This window comes from Vibrio scophthalmi, from assembly GCF_040869025.1.
Classification (GTDB): domain Bacteria; phylum Pseudomonadota; class Gammaproteobacteria; order Enterobacterales; family Vibrionaceae; genus Vibrio; species Vibrio scophthalmi.
Genome location: NZ_CP134271.1, coordinates 2,453,798 through 2,471,561, shown reverse-complemented (window position 1 = coordinate 2,471,561; position 17,764 = coordinate 2,453,798). Strand labels below are relative to the sequence as shown.

Annotated in this window: 12 protein-coding genes and 1 pseudogene; 4 read left to right on the top strand and 9 right to left on the bottom strand. The window is 41.7% G+C overall.

Annotation, left to right across the window (positions count from 1 at the left end):
• Positions 1–310: 310 nt before the first annotated feature.
• Complete coding sequence (locus RJD38_RS11375; protein ID WP_231893133.1) at positions 311–1,573, top strand: HD-GYP domain-containing protein; 1,263 nt, start codon at positions 311–313, stop codon at positions 1,571–1,573.
• Positions 1,574–2,185: 612 nt separating this feature from the next.
• Here the strand turns inward: RJD38_RS11375 and RJD38_RS11370 are convergent.
• Entirely contained in the window at positions 2,186–3,013 is an 828-nt protein-coding gene (locus tag RJD38_RS11370) for a hypothetical protein (RefSeq protein WP_197497773.1), read from the bottom strand.
• 289 nt (positions 3,014–3,302) lie between these two features.
• Here RJD38_RS11370 and RJD38_RS11365 point away from each other — a divergent pair.
• Positions 3,303–4,480, top strand: a protein-coding gene (locus RJD38_RS11365) for an IS3 family transposase (RefSeq protein ID WP_367971291.1) whose coding sequence is annotated in 2 segments (ribosomal slippage) — positions 3,303–3,561 and positions 3,561–4,480 — 1,179 coding nt in all. Because the reading frame shifts where the segments join, the coding sequence is not laid out codon by codon here.
• A 936-nt stretch (positions 4,481–5,416) separates the two neighbouring features.
• Here the strand turns inward: RJD38_RS11365 and RJD38_RS11360 are convergent.
• The 4 genes and pseudogenes from RJD38_RS11360 to RJD38_RS11345 all read right to left on the bottom strand — a co-directional run.
• Positions 5,417–5,683: pseudogene (locus tag RJD38_RS11360) on the bottom strand (HU family DNA-binding protein); the annotation flags it as partial.
• Positions 5,684–6,196: 513 nt separating this feature from the next.
• Positions 6,197–7,714, bottom strand: coding sequence for an ATP-binding protein (locus tag RJD38_RS11355; RefSeq protein ID WP_065545537.1), 1,518 nt, complete (start codon positions 7,712–7,714; stop codon positions 6,197–6,199).
• Positions 7,715–8,140: 426 nt separating this feature from the next.
• Positions 8,141–9,853, bottom strand: coding sequence for an ATP-binding protein (locus RJD38_RS11350; protein WP_231893134.1), 1,713 nt, complete (start codon positions 9,851–9,853; stop codon positions 8,141–8,143).
• Positions 9,850–11,160 carry an SIR2 family protein gene (locus RJD38_RS11345; protein WP_231893135.1) on the bottom strand — a complete coding sequence of 437 codons (1,311 nt, stop codon included), beginning with the start codon at positions 11,158–11,160 and terminating at the stop codon, positions 9,850–9,852. The genes RJD38_RS11350 and RJD38_RS11345 overlap by 4 nt, the downstream gene beginning before the upstream one ends.
• Before the next feature lie 583 nt (positions 11,161–11,743).
• On the opposite strand from RJD38_RS11345, the gene RJD38_RS11340 reads away from it, so the two are divergent.
• The gene (locus RJD38_RS11340; RefSeq protein ID WP_065545539.1) at positions 11,744–12,208 is read left to right on the top strand and encodes a hypothetical protein; all 465 of its coding nucleotides are present in this window, start codon (positions 11,744–11,746) and stop codon (positions 12,206–12,208) included.
• A 371-nt stretch (positions 12,209–12,579) separates the two neighbouring features.
• Here the strand turns inward: RJD38_RS11340 and RJD38_RS11335 are convergent, their stop codons facing one another.
• The gene (locus RJD38_RS11335; RefSeq protein ID WP_065545540.1) at positions 12,580–13,137 is read right to left on the bottom strand and encodes a recombinase family protein; all 558 of its coding nucleotides are present in this window, start codon (positions 13,135–13,137) and stop codon (positions 12,580–12,582) included.
• Between the two features lie 307 nt (positions 13,138–13,444).
• Between RJD38_RS11335 and RJD38_RS11330 the strand changes: the two genes are divergently transcribed.
• Positions 13,445–13,741 (top strand): hypothetical protein, encoded by a 297-nt coding sequence (locus RJD38_RS11330; RefSeq protein WP_065545541.1) that lies wholly within the window; start codon positions 13,445–13,447, stop codon positions 13,739–13,741.
• Positions 13,742–13,873: 132 nt separating this feature from the next.
• Here the strand turns inward: RJD38_RS11330 and RJD38_RS11325 are convergent, their stop codons facing one another.
• From RJD38_RS11325 to RJD38_RS11315, 3 genes are all read right to left on the bottom strand, one after another.
• On the bottom strand, positions 13,874–14,335 hold the full coding sequence (locus RJD38_RS11325) for a hypothetical protein (RefSeq protein ID WP_065545542.1): 462 nt from the start codon (positions 14,333–14,335) through the stop codon (positions 13,874–13,876).
• 121 nt (positions 14,336–14,456) lie between these two features.
• The gene (locus RJD38_RS11320; RefSeq protein ID WP_065545543.1) at positions 14,457–15,713 is read right to left on the bottom strand and encodes a GIY-YIG nuclease family protein; all 1,257 of its coding nucleotides are present in this window, start codon (positions 15,711–15,713) and stop codon (positions 14,457–14,459) included.
• 4 nt (positions 15,714–15,717) lie between these two features.
• On the bottom strand, positions 15,718–17,742 hold the full coding sequence (locus RJD38_RS11315; RefSeq protein WP_065545544.1) for a DEAD/DEAH box helicase: 2,025 nt from the start codon (positions 17,740–17,742) through the stop codon (positions 15,718–15,720).
• Positions 17,743–17,764 lie beyond the last annotated feature (22 nt).

Sequence of the window (17,764 nt, the reverse complement as noted above, 5' to 3'; positions counted from 1 at the left end):
CCTTTTCATTCGCTCCATCTCTTCAACAAACCCCCATATCAAAAACTTTTCGTATCAAAAACACTTTCTCCAAAACAGACCCCTCGAACTCAACTCAATAACCAAACAGACTAATTTTCAATCGTTTAAGTTAAAATTTAGCTTCAATTTCATCACATGGTTTAAGCAATGAGCAATAGCGCTCACCGACATCAACTTTCCGCTGAAATAAGATAGAAAAGTCCCGAACTCCGGAGTAGAGTCAGGCTGAAATAAAATACCAAGCATTCGTGCGAATAAGGTATTGCAGTTAATTTTGATATGAATGAGTATGAAAGTAAGACTTGATGTACAGCAGCTGCGTGTCGGCCATTATATTTATCTACCACTCAAATGGGGCCTGCACCCTTTCTTACTCAATTCTTTTAAAATCAAAAGTGATGAGCAGCTCAATATCATCAAGCAGCTTGGGCTAAAAACCATCACGATTAATGCACTGAAAAGTGATGTTCAAGATGTGGAAGCTCAACCAAGCAATCCCCCTCCAACGGAACAGGTATGCCATGAGCATTTACTCGAATCCGTTGCAGAAGATGCACTCGACCAAATGTGGCTTAAAAAGCAAGACAGTTGCAAGCAGTTTGCCGCCATTGAAGACCGTATTCATCGCTCTAAAGAGGCCTTTGCCAGCACGCTTAATGATGTTCAAGACCTTTTTGATCTTGATAAGCTAAGTGCAAATCCCAGCATCAGCCAATCGTTATCAATAGTAAACTTCCTCTACAAAAACATTGATACCGAGAGCGGCAGTGCAATTCATTTAATGAATGATTCTGTAGGCTACAGCCGATTGCATTACCATTCGCTCAACGTGTCGTTGTTATCGGTTTTGATCTGCCAGGCAAAAGGGTTTAACCCCAAGCAATGTCAGTTAGCGGCCTTCTCTGCGTTGTATCACGATATTGGCAAAAGCCAGTTGCCGATGAGTTTGCTGTCTAAACCAGAACCACTGGCAGAAGATGATCGCCAGCGGCTCGCTTCTCATTTAGAGAAAAGCCTAAAAATTTGCGCAAAGATCCCGAAGTTCCCAGAAGCCGCTTTAAAGTTAATTGGGCAACATCATGAGCTCAACGACGGTTCCGGCTATCCAAATAGTTTGAACCAAGATGAGATCCATCAACTCTCACGCGTGCTCATTTTAGCCAATGCTTATGACAAACTATGTAATGGCGTAAACAGCCAACATAGCCCTCATAGTGCACTGACCTACTTATACAATAAGTGCCGTGGGCAACATGATGTAAAAGACATTATGGCGTTAATTAGCGTTGTTGGCGTTTATCCGCCAGGCACCATTGTTGAGCTCTCTGACCATCAAATTGGGGTCGTGATTTCCACCAACAAAGAGACACGCCTAAGCCCATACATCTTGGTCTATGATCAAAATGTGCCTCGCACCCAAGCAGCCATCATCAATATTGCTGAATTTGGTTTGAGCATCACCAATGTCTTGGACAGTAAAGATCTCACACTCGATCAGTATCACTACTTGAACCCTTCAGCACAATCGACTTACTTTATTGATGTTGAATAGTCGAATTAGACGAAGCTAATTCATCGTAAGTGGACTTACGTATCAGTATTGTGGCTATTCGGTAAGATGAAGGAATCGGCATTATCGAATAATGGTCTAAGATCGCAAAAGCCCCGACAACTCATCGAGTTATCGGGGCTTTTAGAATATATGGCACGCCCTGCAGGATTCGAACCATTATAGAGTATAAATCATATACCCACTCAGTGGGTGGGTGGGTGAAGCAACTCTTAATCAAATCAATAGAAGCAAAGAATTTCAAATTAAAACACATAAAATACAACAAGTTACATTGACAAGATTTAAAACACCCTCTATAAAACACTTCTACTTTCACTTTTAAAGCCAAACCAACACGCGCGCACTAAAGTGCAATCGCAAATAGCAAATTAAGTGCACACGAGTGCGTGCGTGAACCTGACTTCATCATAGAGTGACGAAATATTGTTCGCAGTTTGGGCACCCTAGGGCACAAGTGTATTAGCGATGATCACAGTATTAGCGATGATCGTGCTGGCACGTATCTGGACATTATCGTGTTAGGGCTTTTGCACTAGTGAAGGCATTTCAGATTACCAAAAGTATGGAAAAGCCCTAGACCTGTGGCCAGTTTTACTTGCCCACTACATATCGATTCCTGATCGTTCGAATAGTGTCACCAAGGATGAGCTTATCTTCCGGAGAATCTAAAACTACATTGATAATGTCTGCCATCGCTTGATTGCTAAATCTAAATCCGCTAGGTAGCTGATTTAGTTCATCAAATTGGGCGTCAAACGAAAGGACAAAATCTTTATGGTCTGACGCTCTTCCATCTAGTACCGCATCAGGGATTTCAACATGTTGTGGTATTGGTTGAAGCGCTTCAAACTCACCAATGGCTTCTACGACATCAGCCCGTGAAGGCCAGTATTTAAGGTCATATTGATACGCCAGACTTTCAAGCTCATTTTTAACGTAAGCCCCAAAAAGATGGTTATGCTCTCCGCCTTGCACCAACGAATCGACTGCTGTTTGAAAATCATACCGACGAAAACCAGAGTACTCATACAATTCACTCTGGCGTCTTAGCATATCGGCTAGGCGACATGAAAGCTCCGAGATATCTTCTTGTATTTTGAGTAGCTCACGTCTATTGATTCTTGCTTGGATAAACTCTTCCTTCGCAAAATCTTCGCTCATCCAGATATGTTCCAATGTCAACCAAACAGCTTCAGCATTTGGCCTTTCTGATTCATAAAGGATTGCTAGTTTGTCAGCGTAACCAAACCGTTTGATTAGCTCGTTGAACACCCTTTCAAGATTTGATGCCTGATCAATCATCCGTTGCATAAGTGACCAGCGACTCATCAAAATTTTTTTCTCTCGGCTATCTTCAAGTTCCCTTTCTATAAAGGCTACGCAAAAGTCAGTTGGTGAGTTTGTTGGTAATTTCGTCACGATAGGCACCTCTAGTTTCTTTATTTTCGTACTAATATATCGCTTAGTAAAACGAGTTACCGTGTCTCAATATTTTTATTTATTGGTCTTCAGACACGCACACCTTCTGCAATTGATTTGGACATAAATATGTCAGTGAGTTTACTAATTTAGCAAATAATGAATTAAATCAGGTATTGTAAGTCTCTTAATGGCTGGCTAAATTCGCTATGCCACTTGTAGTGGCATAGTGAATTTGGTCACTTAGTTAGAGGTGATATCATCGCCTCATAAGTTAACAGGTGACATTATGACAAAACGTACAAGACGACTATTTAGCGCAGAATTTAAGTTAGAAGCGGCGCAGTTAGTCCTAGACCAAAACTATTCAGTGACTGAAGCAGCCCAAGCCATGAATGTAGGTAAATCCACGATGGATAAATGGGTTCGCCAGTTAAGAGAAGAGCGCCAAGGGAAAGCACCGAAAGCTTCACCTATGACCCCTGAGCAAATAGAAATTCGGGAACTAAAAAAGAAGCTGGCTCGCCTTGAAGAGCATAATGAAATACTAAAAAAAGCCACGGCTCTGTTGATGTCGGACTCACTGAACAATTCTTGATCATCAAGAAACTCAAGCAGAGCTACAGCGTAAAAACATTATGCGAAGTCTTCAATGTTCATCGAAGTAGTTATAACTATTGGCTTAAACGTCCAACTGTAATTAATGCTGAAACAGTAAACCTTCGCAGCTTGGTTAGCGAGGCCCATACTGCAAGCAATGGCTCAGCAGGAGCGAGAACCATTGCAGATATAGTCACAAACCAGGGCATAAAGCTTAGTCGTTACCGAGCGACTAAGCTGATGAGAACTCTTGGTTTTGTGAGTTGTCAAGAGCCAAAGCATCGTTACAGAAAGGCTTCACAAGAACATATTGAAATTCCAAACCACTTAGGTCGTCAGTTTGCGGTTACCGCGCCAAATGACGTCTGGGCTGGCGATGTTACGTATATTTGGACGGGTAATCGGTGGATGTATTTAGCGGTTGTTATCGATCTTTTTGCCCGCAAAGTGATTGGTTGGTCGATGTCGTTATCACCAGATTCTAAGCTAACAGGCAAAGCTCTCTCGATGGCTTATGAGTCTCGTGGAAAGCCTAAAGGTGTCATGTTCCATAGCGATCAAGGTAGTCACTATACCAGTCGTAAATACCGCCAATTACTGTGGCGTTTTCAAATAAAGCAGAGTTTATCTCGCCGAGGAAACTGTTGGGATAATGCGCCGATGGAACGCTTTTTTAGAAGTCTGAAAACGGAATGGGTGCCAACGGTGGGTTATCGTAGCTTTGCAGAAGCTCAACAAGAGATCACTCGATACATCATTGGATATTACTGCCAACTCAGGCCACATCAGTATAACGGTGGTCTAACTCCCAATGAGTCAGAACGATTATATTGGGAAAACTCTAAAACCGTGGCCAATTTTAGTTGACCACTACAATTTGACCTATGGACCCATGATAGGTTTAAGGTTTGGGTAAGTACCCAAACCTAATTTTTGTCATTTCTAGTTTGATGCAAGTCTGTTGAAGTTTAATTCCAAAAATATATCTTCTAGAATGGCAGGCTGGTTAGCATAAGCCTTTTTGACACTTTGTAAGAAGTAAATTTGGTTGTCTTCTTTGTCAAACGTTGTGAACCAATAACGTACTTTGACCGGGTTCACATCGTAATCTATATCTAGCTCCGAAAGTAAGCCTGCGTTTTGGAGTATAGAAGCGTGAGTGTCTATATCGTGATCAGAGCACCGCAAATAAAGTTTAATTTCTCTTGGATCGAAACCAATAGAGTATTCGTCTGCGATAAAAGCTCGATAGAAAGCTCTTAGATAGAAGCTTCTTGTAGTTCGTGGTAAGTCCGCTACTTTCTTAATATAATCCAGAGAATCATTAAAAAAGTTAGGATTACAGTCTGAAAGGTTAATATCCAAAACATTTAAGTTAGTGGGTAGTAAAGCTGACTCTTCCAATCCGAAGTCTATGAAGCTATCAGGTAGATCTACAGTTATTTTCTTCTCACGAACCTTTGCTTCATGATCTGCCTTTATGCATTTTAGCTTGTTAACGGGGTATTGGATGACATTATTGGTCACTTTGTGGTGAGTGGGGCACATAAGCATGAGATTTGATATGTGACGCCTTTGTTCGTTGGTTTGCTTTGGATTAAACCTTTGACCATTAGCTTCAGCTGCTTCAATATGACATATTTCCCCAATAAAGTGGTTATATTCATCTAGCATTTTGTGCGGGCAGTTTGGAAAAACACATTCATTTCCAGATAGAATGTATAATTCTCTCTTTGTTTTGAAGGTTGGATTTAAGCGTTTTACAGGCTCAACTAGTGATTCATTTATATTTTTACAATTAGCCACAGTATCTTTAAGTGCTTTACCAGCCACGAAAGCAGGAACGTTTGCAGCAGCAATGCGAATTTGTTGATCGGTTTTAGGGTTGATACCTGTTCGAGCTGCACGATGATTTACTTTAAACGTACCAAAACCAATTAGTTGTACTTGGTCACCTTCAGCTAGAGCATCAGACACTCCATTAATTATCATATCGAGTGCCATTTTTGCTTGGCCTTTCGATAGATCAGCTTTTTCTGCAATAAAGTCTATTAACTGAGTTTTGTTCATTTAGTCATCCTTTGTTATTCATAATAAACAGTCAATTCAATATGCCGTTGTTATATTTACCAATCTCTTTACTTCTGATGAGATTACTAGCCAATTAACGCTTTTTAGACTGCCTTTATCCGTCTTTCATTTTGGTCTATCTTGCGCTCTCTTTTTTATCAACTCAATTAATATTAACAAGTTACGTAATTTTTGTAGGTGGACAAAAGAGGAATTACTGAAAAATGCCACCTAATAGCTCTGTAGCAAATCATTAATGCCAGTAGGGCAGAACTAACATTAACAGAGCATGAATGAGCTTTTGTACTAACAAGAAATGGGGCATAGACGTCCCAAAACAGATAGACCTAGGGAGGGGCAGAAACAGCTTAGAATTGGTGTCCTAAGCCATGTTGTTCGGATACGCTGAATTTGAGGACGTTGCTTCCTAAATCAATGAACTAATCATCCGTACCGCGAACAGTTCATCAGAATCTGCACATGAATTAGGATGATGGGCACTATCACGTCACCCTAAGGATTGCCGAAAAACCTTGCCCAAAAACCTATCTTTTTCTTTGGAGTTGAGTCTTGATTCGATGTTTGTGGGTATCGCGATGAAGTATGGGTTTCAGGTAATCGGGCTCTTGTGTGCTCGTCGGCGATAGTGATTAGGGCTTTCGATGCAACCATCCCGAGAAGTGAGGTCAACTCTTGTTCGAAACCGATTGTGACGTCGACCTCTCCGCTTCGAGCATGAGCTATTTCGTGAAGCAGGGTCGACGCATAGCTCTCGACAGAAGCAAGTTCGTCGCGCTTGATGATGATTTCCGTACCTGTCCAAAGCCCCCTAGCTTCCGAGAAGCCCCCCGTCTCGGGGCGCATCGTTTCCGAGATTTTTACCGACTGAACCCTCGAAGGAAGTCCACCGACTAGATCTGCGAGCCTTCCGGTCATGTCGAACACCACTCTTTCGGCCTGTGAAAGCTTTTCTAGTGGGACAAATTTGAACTCGAAACAATCGTTCCACCCAGAAATGAAATTGCCTAAATCCTGTATTACGTTTCCTTCAGTATCAACCTGTCCCGACAGCTTTTCTTTGACGTTACTCGGAATTGTGATTATCTGCCGCCCATTTGCCCGAGCTTCCTCGACGAAACGCGGAGCATTCATAATCTCCTCATCCGTCAGGAACAGGACGTTTCCCGACGCATTGGTGATCTTCGATGCATGAACGGAGACATCCGTCCATTTCATTTCGTCGTGGAGTAAGCCGCTCCCAAAGTTACCGAGGTCATTGACGAGAGTTTGAGCAACTGCCTCCGAAGAGGAAGCTAGCAGAATGGATTTAACTCGGTCGGAGTAGGCGGTTCTCCCGACATTCGTTCGTTCGCGATTGAGAGCCTTCTTGATAGCAGTCGTCAGCGAAGTGATGTTGTAGGAAAACAGAAAATTTTCTTCTTCGGCGACGCGAATACCGTTAATGTAAATGAAAGAGACTCTACCCACTTTCTGCAAGACTTCTCCATATTGGTTTTTCTCTAGGCATTCTTCACCGGAGAAACATAGGAATAGACTCTTCGCCTTCTCAATATCATCTGTAGAACAGCCTTTCAAGATGAACTCTGTTCCGATGAATGCAGGGTCGGACGGTTCGGAGATGCAGGCATGTAGCGTGATGACATCAGAAAAATCATGTTTTTCAGAACGGTCGAAGGAGACATCGCAGAACTTAGAGCGGATACGGGTTTCGATTCCCAAGCGATCGAATGTGGCTAGAGCGTCCTTCAAGCCCACACCGAACTTTCCGATTAGTCCGGGATGTTCGAGCTTTTCTTGATTCTCGTTCATCGTGAAGTGCTCGTGTCTAAGACCACGGCCAAAGTCCCTTATACACCACTGACCTCGGTCATCACGTGAGATAATAATGTCCGCTGTGTCAGTCAATATCTGCTCGTCGAGAGCATTTGCAATGATTTCCCGAACGGCATGGAAAACGTCCCAGTTTTCAAGCATTCGATCTATATTTAGGTCAAACTTCTTAGTTACCATATTCACTCCGCTTCGACTCTTCCTGATACCCACGCCGTTTTAACTGTCTAAAAATAGTTGGATTAAATTTTGAGAGGTACAAATGTCCACTTCATAAAGTGGTGTAATGCTGACTTTTTGGACGCTATCACAATCGAATATTCGCAACTGATGCTCATATCAAATAAATGGCATATTTTTAGAATTTATGGGGTGTTGATGGGATTACTTTTAGTAGGGAAAACATGCTGATTTTCTGTAGCGTAGATAACTTGCTCTAAACGACTTTGGGGCACTTCTGAGTTACGAAGTGCCATTTGTAACGGTTCTGGGCAATTCCGTTTTGCGATTTCTGGTGAATGCCGGACTTTCGGATAAATCTTTCTAGGGTAAAAAGAAAAACATGACTTCAGAATTTTCCTTATCTCATACCAATAGATAGCTATATTACCAGTACAACTGATAACTTGGGCTATCAGACAATGGTGGATGCTCAGGTTTATGCACCTGAATTGTCAGAGGAATCGGGAAATCGACCCCAACAACAGCAAGTTCCCCTTGTTTTAGATTAGGTAAAAACTCGATCATCGACTTATCCACTTCTCCGCACGCTCGTTCTACAAGTTCACGGTCATTACTGTTAGTTAAGCGATGGACAAGTAAAGTACCCATTTGGCTTATAACACCTTCGGTAATATCCCTAGGTCGTTGAGTGGTAAGGCAAATATTCAAACCATACTTACGCCCTTCTTTTGCAATGATTTCAAAAGCATCAAGACGAGTTGCATACTCTTCAAATCCTACCTTCTTTCCAAGAAAGTTATGAGCTTCGTCGACTACAGCAAGTAAAGGTCGATTAGTAAATCGTTCATTTCTCGCATAAGACAGCAACTTACGTCCAATAACATTAGCTAGTATCTCCCTTGCATTAAACTCGTAACTAGTAGCACTTAAACACAAACGGAGAACACGACTATGTGAACTGAGAAATTCATCTAAAACTTGACCAAGAGAGTCCCCTTGAGATTCGTCAAACACTACTTCGAACGATGGTGATTTGAGTACAGACTGAATTCTTGTAAAAAGAGAAGAACAATAGCCTAAATCGTTTGTTGGGTCTCCCCAAGCATCATTATTTGACCAGCAACATTCTTGCTCTATTTGCCGCATGAGTTTTTTAACATCAAAAGGCTGTGTAGGTAAGTCCACCAAGGCTGAGAAAGGTAACTGAGTATCAGGATGTCGCTTTCGCATTGAAGCTCTATAAGCCTCTTTGCTTCGCTTAACTTTCATTAAAACACCATGCTCAGCTATAGACGGATCCAAGTGAACAAGCCTCAAGCTTCTTATAGCCTCCCTAAGTTTGGGCCCTTGAACTTTCCCTGATGGTTCAAAGAGAGTTAAAAAGTCAGATTCAACGAAGTCAGTTGGCGGAATTCTAAAACAAGTGGAGTCTTGATGCGTATTTATAGGATTCCCTAAATGACGGTGCATGGTATAGGACGTGGGTAGGCTTCGATACTCTCCTGTGGCATCAATAACGATAACTTTAGAGTTCGGAAACTTAGCGCACTCCTGAATAAGCCTAGAAGTTGTCCAGTTTTTTCCTCCTCCGGTTGAGCCGAGAATTGCACAGTGTCTACCAAAAAGCTTTTCGGGGCTTACTGCAACATCACTAGAAACACCTTCAGCTATAGAACCTAGTTTGATTAGTCTAGGCTGTTCCTTTGATATGGCACGATCTGATAGCTCAGGTAGCTTTGCAATAAACTCAGCAGGTGCTGAATAAACGCTATCCCCTATTCTTGGGTATGTTGTTACACCTGCAGAAACTGCCAATGTACTAAGGCAAACGGAGCCCAGAACCTGCATGTAACCTATTGCATCTATCTCATCGTCAGAACTTACATTAGCCAGAACTTGTCGTGCTTTTTCAGGTAGCCTAACATCTAGAACCTTCCCCAGAGTTAACCCCGTTTGTCCTTCAATAAGAACTAACTCGCCGACTTCTCCTCTACCGTAGCGCCCTCCGTTGTGATAACTCGCTGATTTCAATCCAGCCTTTGTCAGATTCAGCGTGATACCTTTTGCGTTAACTCCCGCGATCACTCCAACCTTAAGGGAAGGGTTTAGGATCCCACTATTCAATAAACAAATCACCCATTACCTCCTACCAACAAACGTTGAACGTCTTTACCGAGTTGTTCAGCAGGGCTCAGTGCGGCTAAGTTGGGTATCAATCCAGATAACTGCTTAAAAGAAGCATTAATGAATGTTACATCGGCTCCACAGGAAGATAAGTCTTGCCAATAATGACTACCACCACCGTTAATCTGCTCATATGCAGCATAATCAGAAACAATTAACTTCAAGCTAGGGTTAGATTTAATCGCAGAAAGAATAGGTTCGGATAAATGGTCATCATTAAAACCAAATCCGCTTACCACCAAGCAAGCGTTTGGTAACCGTAGAAATTCTAAGTAACGAGACAAAAGCTCTAGATGAGGTTGTATAAATGCTTGTTGGTACTTGCCTTTTGCTGGATAGATAAGACATGCTATTTCAGGAGATGGCTGCTGAACTTCATACACATCTTTATCTTGGTATTCCCAACTTACGGAGCCATGTAACTTATATAACTGAATCACACCTTGAATGAAGGACTGCTCTTCATTGGCTCTGTTAACCACATCAAAATTGAAGTATTGACCATTAAAACGACGCTTTCTTGTGTAGGAAAATCCATCAACGACCATCATCCCCAAATCAGAAGACGCTGTTTCAAAGCACATGTCATAGTTAGTTGTGAATACTTTTAGTCTTGGATCTCTTGTACGCCGCCTTGCTAACTTTCTGAGCGTTTCTGTATATGCTGAAATATCTGGGTTACCTATCGATAAAAAATCAGAACAAGCTTCAAGTATTTTAGCTTTACAAGAAGTTAAGAACGGCCTCACTGACTGGTCTTCTGGGTAAACGGTAAGGTATGCATCACAAGCAGACAAAAAGTGCTCAATATTAGGTGATTCAAGATCTGTATAGCGTAACTTGTCGCAAATGGCTTTGGCTTCCTCATGAAGCTGTTCGACTGCGTTCTCGATGCCATTATCTTCGGCGTTCACGAACATACATTTTACCCATAGGTCCCACATAGATGGGCCATTGGGCTCTCCAAGGGAAGCACCACTCCCAGCAAAGAGAGCTAGATTTGGAAGCTGAAGAGATGTTGAAAGGAACTCTGAAGCCTTTTGCTGGTTCAGTTCTAGACTATTACGAAGTTCATCGCTAAGGACACCTGTTTGTCGATGAACTCTTCTCATTGTTGGTTCGTCCAGTGGTAACCAGAAGGTAGAGTTAGAAAACTTTATAGCTAGCTCTCCTTTTTCAATATTACAAAAAGGTGGGAGAGGTGTTTGTGAACCAAAAACTTGCGCTGCAAGGTCATCAGGAGAAGATTCGTTAGTCATAATTAGCATCCAGTTCAAAAAGTAACTACTGGAGTCTACTTCGTTAGCTTGATAGAAACCATGATACAACCACATTAAAAACAATACTTTGGGATAAAGCTTATTGTTTGGTGTACGACCCCAATGCGGTAGACATTACATAGATAAGAGAAAGTAGGTCAAATCGCCCACTATGATTTGAGAGGTTGAGCGTCGCTGGCACGGAAAGGGGCAAAAGTGAGCTAACCGTGTAGCAAGCTCGGTGTCGAACTAAAGCTCGCTAATGGTTGCTAGAAAGAAGGACAGAATCGAAGGGACGGCGTCACCAGATCGCAAAAATTGAATTGAGCAGCTTTTGTTATAGACCCGTGGATTCTTATTTGTACGTACTAGTTATTGGGTTTAGACTGTTTTTGCCCTATCTGTTGATAGCACTAAAAGTAACCGTAGTGTCACATGTCAAAAATGCTGGTAAAACTGTTCCCCACAGAGTATTTATCTATGCGAACAACTATGCAGCGTTTTATGGAGCAGTTGAGCACGGGAGATCAAAATTGTGGAACAATAAGTCTTGTCTTAACTGAGCATAAAAAGAAGGTTTTCGATGCGTAAAAATGAGCTTTTCACCTTTGATAGTTGGCCTGTAGGTACACCAGAACGCTTAATTCATGGCTATTGGCAGCTAGGCATGATGAGATTTCATGCATTTGCAAGTGAATGCCGTAAAGAGTATCAAGATTCGTATAATCGCATTAACCATGAACTAGGTGCTAGTGTAGCGTACATCGACCTAGCTTCGATGGGAGAAGACTACAGATATAAATCGGAGATTTTAGATATAATTCGAAGTAATGAGCAAACTTGGGTTTGGTTTGCGAGTTGCAATGCGCTTCTAGATACTTCTCTTGCTGGCTGGTTACGGTCTGTTCTCACCACAACATATAACGTAAATCATATTCGAGCCACTTTTGTGTTCGACAACCCTGATCAATTCAATAACATCTGCCAAAGTTACTCGGCACCATTGTACAAATCGACCATAGATCTAGAGCTTATAAAGAGCAGTTAGCTTTGCTCAAAGTCATTGGACTTTTCTGTGTTTTTGAACTAGCACGCATACGCAAACACCTTGGTAAATGCTCTGCTCTGTAGCACCTTCACTCGTACGTGATTCAGTGATTGTCCACGCGTGGACAATGGGGGACAACAGGTTCAAAAAGAATGATGCGTAATAAACAACCTATAGCATTAGAAATGATGACATTCCCCCTTAACATACGATAGAAGCGACATCACCAAGCTTTGACCGCATTTCAGCTGTAACAGACCTTTGGACTGAAGTTTGTGGAGCTATCTCTCTGATCTGATTCGCTCTCTGAGAAAGGTGAGCGTGTATCCTCACTTATCCACCAAATTGAACCCATTTGAGTCTAAGAAACTTTATGTATCCTTCAGGACGCGATATACCGTTTGTCGAGACACACCGCATTCCTTACTTATTTGAGTCTTACTTAACCCCTCTACGGCTTTCTTACGTATCTCATTTATTACATCTGATGATAGCGAAGGGCGACCTATATGTTTTCCCTTTGCTTTTGCAGCCTGCATCCCCTCTCGTTGCCTGATGTTAATCAGTTTTCTTTCGAACTCAGCAAATGCACCTAGCATTTGCATTGTTAGTTGGGCGAATGGGTCTTCCTTGGTAGAAAACTCAAGCTGCTCACTAACAAACGTAATAGAAGCCCCTTTCTTGTTTATCTCCCCAATTATGCTTTGGAGATCTAGGAGGTTACGTGCTAATCGATCAATAGAATGAACATAGAGTTCGTCGCCAGTGCGAAGGTAATTAATGCACTCTGTAAGAACAAGTCTGTTATGCGCAGCCTTAGCAGACATTTTTTCAACAAACGTTCTGTCCAAATCCATATCGACTAGCTGCCTATCAACATTCTGTTCTGCACTAGATACTCTTATGTACCCAACTTTTTGAGTTGTCATTAACACACCTGATTATTATTTTGTGTAACTAAAATATAATACCTTTAGTTACAGAGTGTCAAAAAAATAATTTACACCTTATGTTACATACAAAACAGCACTTCAACAGGTGCTGCGCTTGTGTAACTAAAGTGTACCTTTTGATACAAAGCATCACTCATCCGTGAATAGATATTTTAATATTTGCTATCCTTTCAAACTTGTTCTGACAGTAAAAAAGTGGCATACATTCATAGACCAGATATGGCATGATGAACCGTTGAACTAAATGTCATGACGTTTGGGAAATTTAGAGGATAAATTACTTATGAAAGATTTAGTTGCTGAGGTAGAACAACTAGATAAGGGTGGGCTTTATGAATTTCAAATCGACAACGTTACTCTACAGGATTGTAAAATCGAGTTTTTGCTAACCATCACAAACTCCAGTAAGAACCTCGTTTTGAGTCGTTGGCGAGTTGCTTGTAGTCAATGCCGAAATATCGTAATTGATCGTTGTGAAATTCCACGTGATTTTAGCCTAAAGTACGATACTTTGATGATCGGTAAATCAGGTATCAACGGTTCACATTTTAGCGCTACTAAATTGGGCGTTCTAGTATAACATCCCAACCGTTTAAGAGAACAAGAGCACTTATATGAATTAGTCAGGACTCAATCTGTCAGTTTGCAAACCACTACAATGTAATCAGGGCTGACAGGTTTATGTCTTAATTAAACATGCAGGTTCATTCGGCTAAATGTTAGTTATTGCGGCACTACAGTAGAGAGGCATAGAACTATCCTTAAATAGGATATCTATACTTTGTTTTTTGCTGGAGAAGAAAATCACGGCTGTTGTATCGAAACAATCAAGAAGTCCGCGAAACTTAGTATGGAAAGTTGTTAGGTTCTGGTCAAGCAGGCGTTCAGTGTTTCTAATAATTAACAATGGTCGCTGCTCGTCACCGCATTCTCTAAGCAAGTCCTCTATACCGCCAATTTCACACACACCTAGTTGCTCACTTGCCAACTTAGACAAGTCAACAACTTTGCATACAAAGCCCAGCTTCCTAGCTAACGGCTCTAAGATACGTGTAGTATAGCTAGCAGAGTCGAAGTAATTACCATGCATTACAACGAGCCTAAATGTTGGTCCAAGTCCGACAGCTCTTATGCAGCGTTCGGCAAAACGCTCTAACTCGGGATCGATAACCATAATATTCCTACTATCAACCGAGAGATACTCGGTAGTTGTTAACTTTATATCTAATCGCTTACGATCAACAATTGCCTCCAAAGGGAGACATGTCATCCCCCCTGATTTATAGCAAACACTATTAAAGCGATGATTTCTTCACAACCCTACCAGTGGTATTGTCTATCCTGTACAGCGAAATCGTCCCATCAAGAATATATTTGATGACCTCTAAGACAGTAGTTAATGGCACATAAAACCACTCTTTGGGACTATAAGTTTGACCAGATTGTCCTTTGAGCGTGATGTTTAACCGTCGGTGTCCTAAGAAACCATGAATAAGCGTTTCGAGTTTGTGAGCATCAATGTTGTAGCACTCTGTTGTCATAACCACACGCACAGGCGCTTCTAAGAATGTCTTATCTTTCTCTGCATATTTGATACGCTCATCCACTGTACCATCTGTAAATCCAACCTTATAAAGGTTCGACTTATATTCAGCTAAAGCACTATCCGTACTCTTTGTTGCTAATACGTAGACAAGCCCTGTTGGAATGGGAGTATCATCAGGAGCCAGAGGTAAACCCTCACGCACAACTTTAGAACCCTGTTCATCGCGAACCAAACCATGTGTCAACGACTGAAACAACATGTGCATCTCAGTGCCATTTTCGAAGATTAGATGCAAACGAGCATTATAAGTACTATACCCCTCCAATCTTTCTCCGGCTGAATGAACATACCCCATAACCCCGTTAAGAATAAAAGCATCCCCAACATGGATCTTTAGCTCATGGCGAAATCTATCTAAAGACGATAAACCAGATTTTAGCTCTTGCTGTACCGTATCGAATATCGATGAATAACGGTGAAAATCTGCGCATGGCTGACGTTTCGCGATTTCGTCTGGTTGAACTTTCTTTTCCGCTGGGACATGACGCATTGTAAATAGATCTGGGGCATCAAAATCCAAAAGATCGTCATCATCCTCAAAAATATCGTCAAGAGATGTGACTAACTCCGATTTATCAGGTTTAACAGATAGCGGCTGATCTGCAACTTCTTCAGTGAGCTCATTTATGGCTACGGTAGCTTCGCCCTGCAATAAGCTATGAACATCAAATTGGAGCAGCGCCTTACATTGCTCGGGATTCGATTGAAATGCTTTTAAACGGCGGGCAAGGCGCTTCTCATCAAATGTTGGAGCATCAACGCTCGGCAGACGACCATTTAGCTCGTAAAAATGAGCAACTTCTTCAAACTGACTCGCTAATATATTTCCAGCAGGTGCTTTGACTTTCAGAGGGGTTACATCGAGTAACCCCAAATCATCCTCTTCAGAAAAGATGTCATCCAGATTGATCTTTTCTACCGCCTTAGAAGAACGTAATCGAATCATTTAGTTACCCTTGCTTTGCCATTCGTTGTTGTTTCATTTTTCGAATGTAAGCGAGCACCTCTGCATAACGTATCTCTATCGGGTCTGATGAGTTAAGTGACGGTTCACGTTGAAACTCCGCCTTAAAAGCTTTAATTCGAGGCCAAAGCATTACTGCTTCTTCTTCAGAAACCTTTGCTTGACTGGCTCGTACTGCTTGCTGAATAGTCTTCAAAACCGCAGCATCAACAGATTTAGACAGTATTTCGTAAGCGCCATGGAAAGGGTTTACCGAGTCAATCAAGTCAATATCTAAATTCTCAATATTAATGAACTTATCACCCAATTTTATGAACTGATTATTCAGCCCAGAATCTCCGTTCTCATTTGAGCGATTTTCTTTACTATAAGAAGCGCCACCATCTTCAATTACGGCATCATCAGGAAGATCTTTACCATCAATTAGACCGCCGTGCTGACCTATATACAGGCTTTGTAAAACTCCAGTTCTGACTTGTTCTATCTCGTGCTCTTCTAGATCTGGATATAAAGTCTGAATGACTGATGGAAGCTCTATTTCATTAATCACTTCAGCAGGGATCGTTTCCGTTATCGCCCCCTTGGTCACAGATTCTTTAGCAAGCAAAGCTGTTAGGATCTCACCCTTATCACCATTAAGGATATCTAATACCTTCTGTGAAACAGGGGTTGCTGTATCATCAACAATGACGGTATTGGCTGGTAAGCTTTTGCCATCCCATTGAGATCGCGGCTTAAACTGAATGCTCGGCGCTAGTATTTGCTCCATCAAAAGCGAAGTAGTAATCGCTTTAAGCATGTTATTTACAGACACTTTGACATCGTCATCTTGCGCATCAGGTTGAGCGATAAGGTTTGTAAATTGAGCATGACTTTTTCCTGCACTATCACGAGTAGCACGACCGATGATCTGAACAATTTCAGTCATAGAACTTCGGTAACCGATAGTCAGAACATGTTCACAGTAGGGCCAATCAAAACCTTCTTTCGCCATACCTAGCGCAATAATGACGTCCATCTGCTCCGGTGAGTTAATATCACGCAAATACGCCTGAACCTTAGGTCGCATATCGCTGTCATCCACTAAGTTTGCAACCAACAAGGTTGTCCCTGTTTTCTTGCATTTAACTTGATAAATGCCAGTGTCTGGGTCTTGCATAATGACATCGCCAAGCACTTCAAGAATTGAGTCTACCTCAGTGTATTTGTCCTTCGTGGACTCACCAGAATTAACGTTCGGAATATGAACAATCGTCTTCTTAGTCGGGTCTAAAACTGATGGTAGAGCACCAATGTAAGCACCTTGATAGAAATGATAGCCAATACCTAGCGTCTTCAGATGCTTATAGCCGTTTAACTGTTCATAATAGGTGTATGTAACCTTGGTAAAAAGAGCCTCATCTTCTGGGAGCAAGATAGGAACTGTATCACCTCGAAAGTACGACCCAGTCATCGCAAGAACATGGGCTGACGACTGTTTCATTAAGATATCAATTAGGCTACCTAATCGACTGTTTTCATCGGCAGACACATGATGAAACTCATCGATAGCAACAAGACAATCATCAAAATCGGTAGGAGATAACTTATCAAAAACACTACGAAGTGTTGAATGAGTACAAACTAACGTTTGATCATCACTTTCCATAAAGCGTTTGAATGCGTTACTTTTTCCGCTTTCACTGCCATTAATACATAAATTGTTTTCAGGTTTTACAGCCCAATTAGCAAAGAAACCAAACTGCATTAAGTCAGTGTCTTTGAAAGAGCCGCCAATAGACATTTCAGGTACAGCAACAATGACCTTACGAATGCCTTGGTTAACAAGCTTATCTAACCCGAGAAACATCAATGCACGTGACTTTCCTGAAGCAGGAGGCGCTTTGATTAGCAAGTACTGACTTGCACGCTCGGCGAACGCACGAGCCTGCATTTCTCGCATCCCCATATCATTATGAGATGCACTTTGCCCTGTTTGGTTGTAGCTAACTTGTAGGATATTGTTTTCCATAATCTAAATCTTTGCCAACTTT

Coding starts and splice junctions, on each gene's coding strand:
- RJD38_RS11375 (WP_231893133.1), top strand. CDS start 311: ATGAAAGTAAGACTTGATGTACAGCAGCTGCGTGTCGGCCATTATATT.
- RJD38_RS11355 (WP_065545537.1), bottom strand. CDS start 7,714: ATGGTAACTAAGAAGTTTGACCTAAATATAGATCGAATGCTTGAAAAC.
- RJD38_RS11345 (WP_231893135.1), bottom strand. CDS start 11,160: ATGACTAACGAATCTTCTCCTGATGACCTTGCAGCGCAAGTTTTTGGT.
- RJD38_RS11340 (WP_065545539.1), top strand. CDS start 11,744: ATGCGTAAAAATGAGCTTTTCACCTTTGATAGTTGGCCTGTAGGTACA.
- RJD38_RS11335 (WP_065545540.1), bottom strand. CDS start 13,137: ATGACAACTCAAAAAGTTGGGTACATAAGAGTATCTAGTGCAGAACAG.
- RJD38_RS11330 (WP_065545541.1), top strand. CDS start 13,445: ATGAAAGATTTAGTTGCTGAGGTAGAACAACTAGATAAGGGTGGGCTT.
- RJD38_RS11325 (WP_065545542.1), bottom strand. CDS start 14,335: ATGGTTATCGATCCCGAGTTAGAGCGTTTTGCCGAACGCTGCATAAGA.
- RJD38_RS11320 (WP_065545543.1), bottom strand. CDS start 15,713: ATGATTCGATTACGTTCTTCTAAGGCGGTAGAAAAGATCAATCTGGAT.
- RJD38_RS11315 (WP_065545544.1), bottom strand. CDS start 17,742: ATGGAAAACAATATCCTACAAGTTAGCTACAACCAAACAGGGCAAAGT.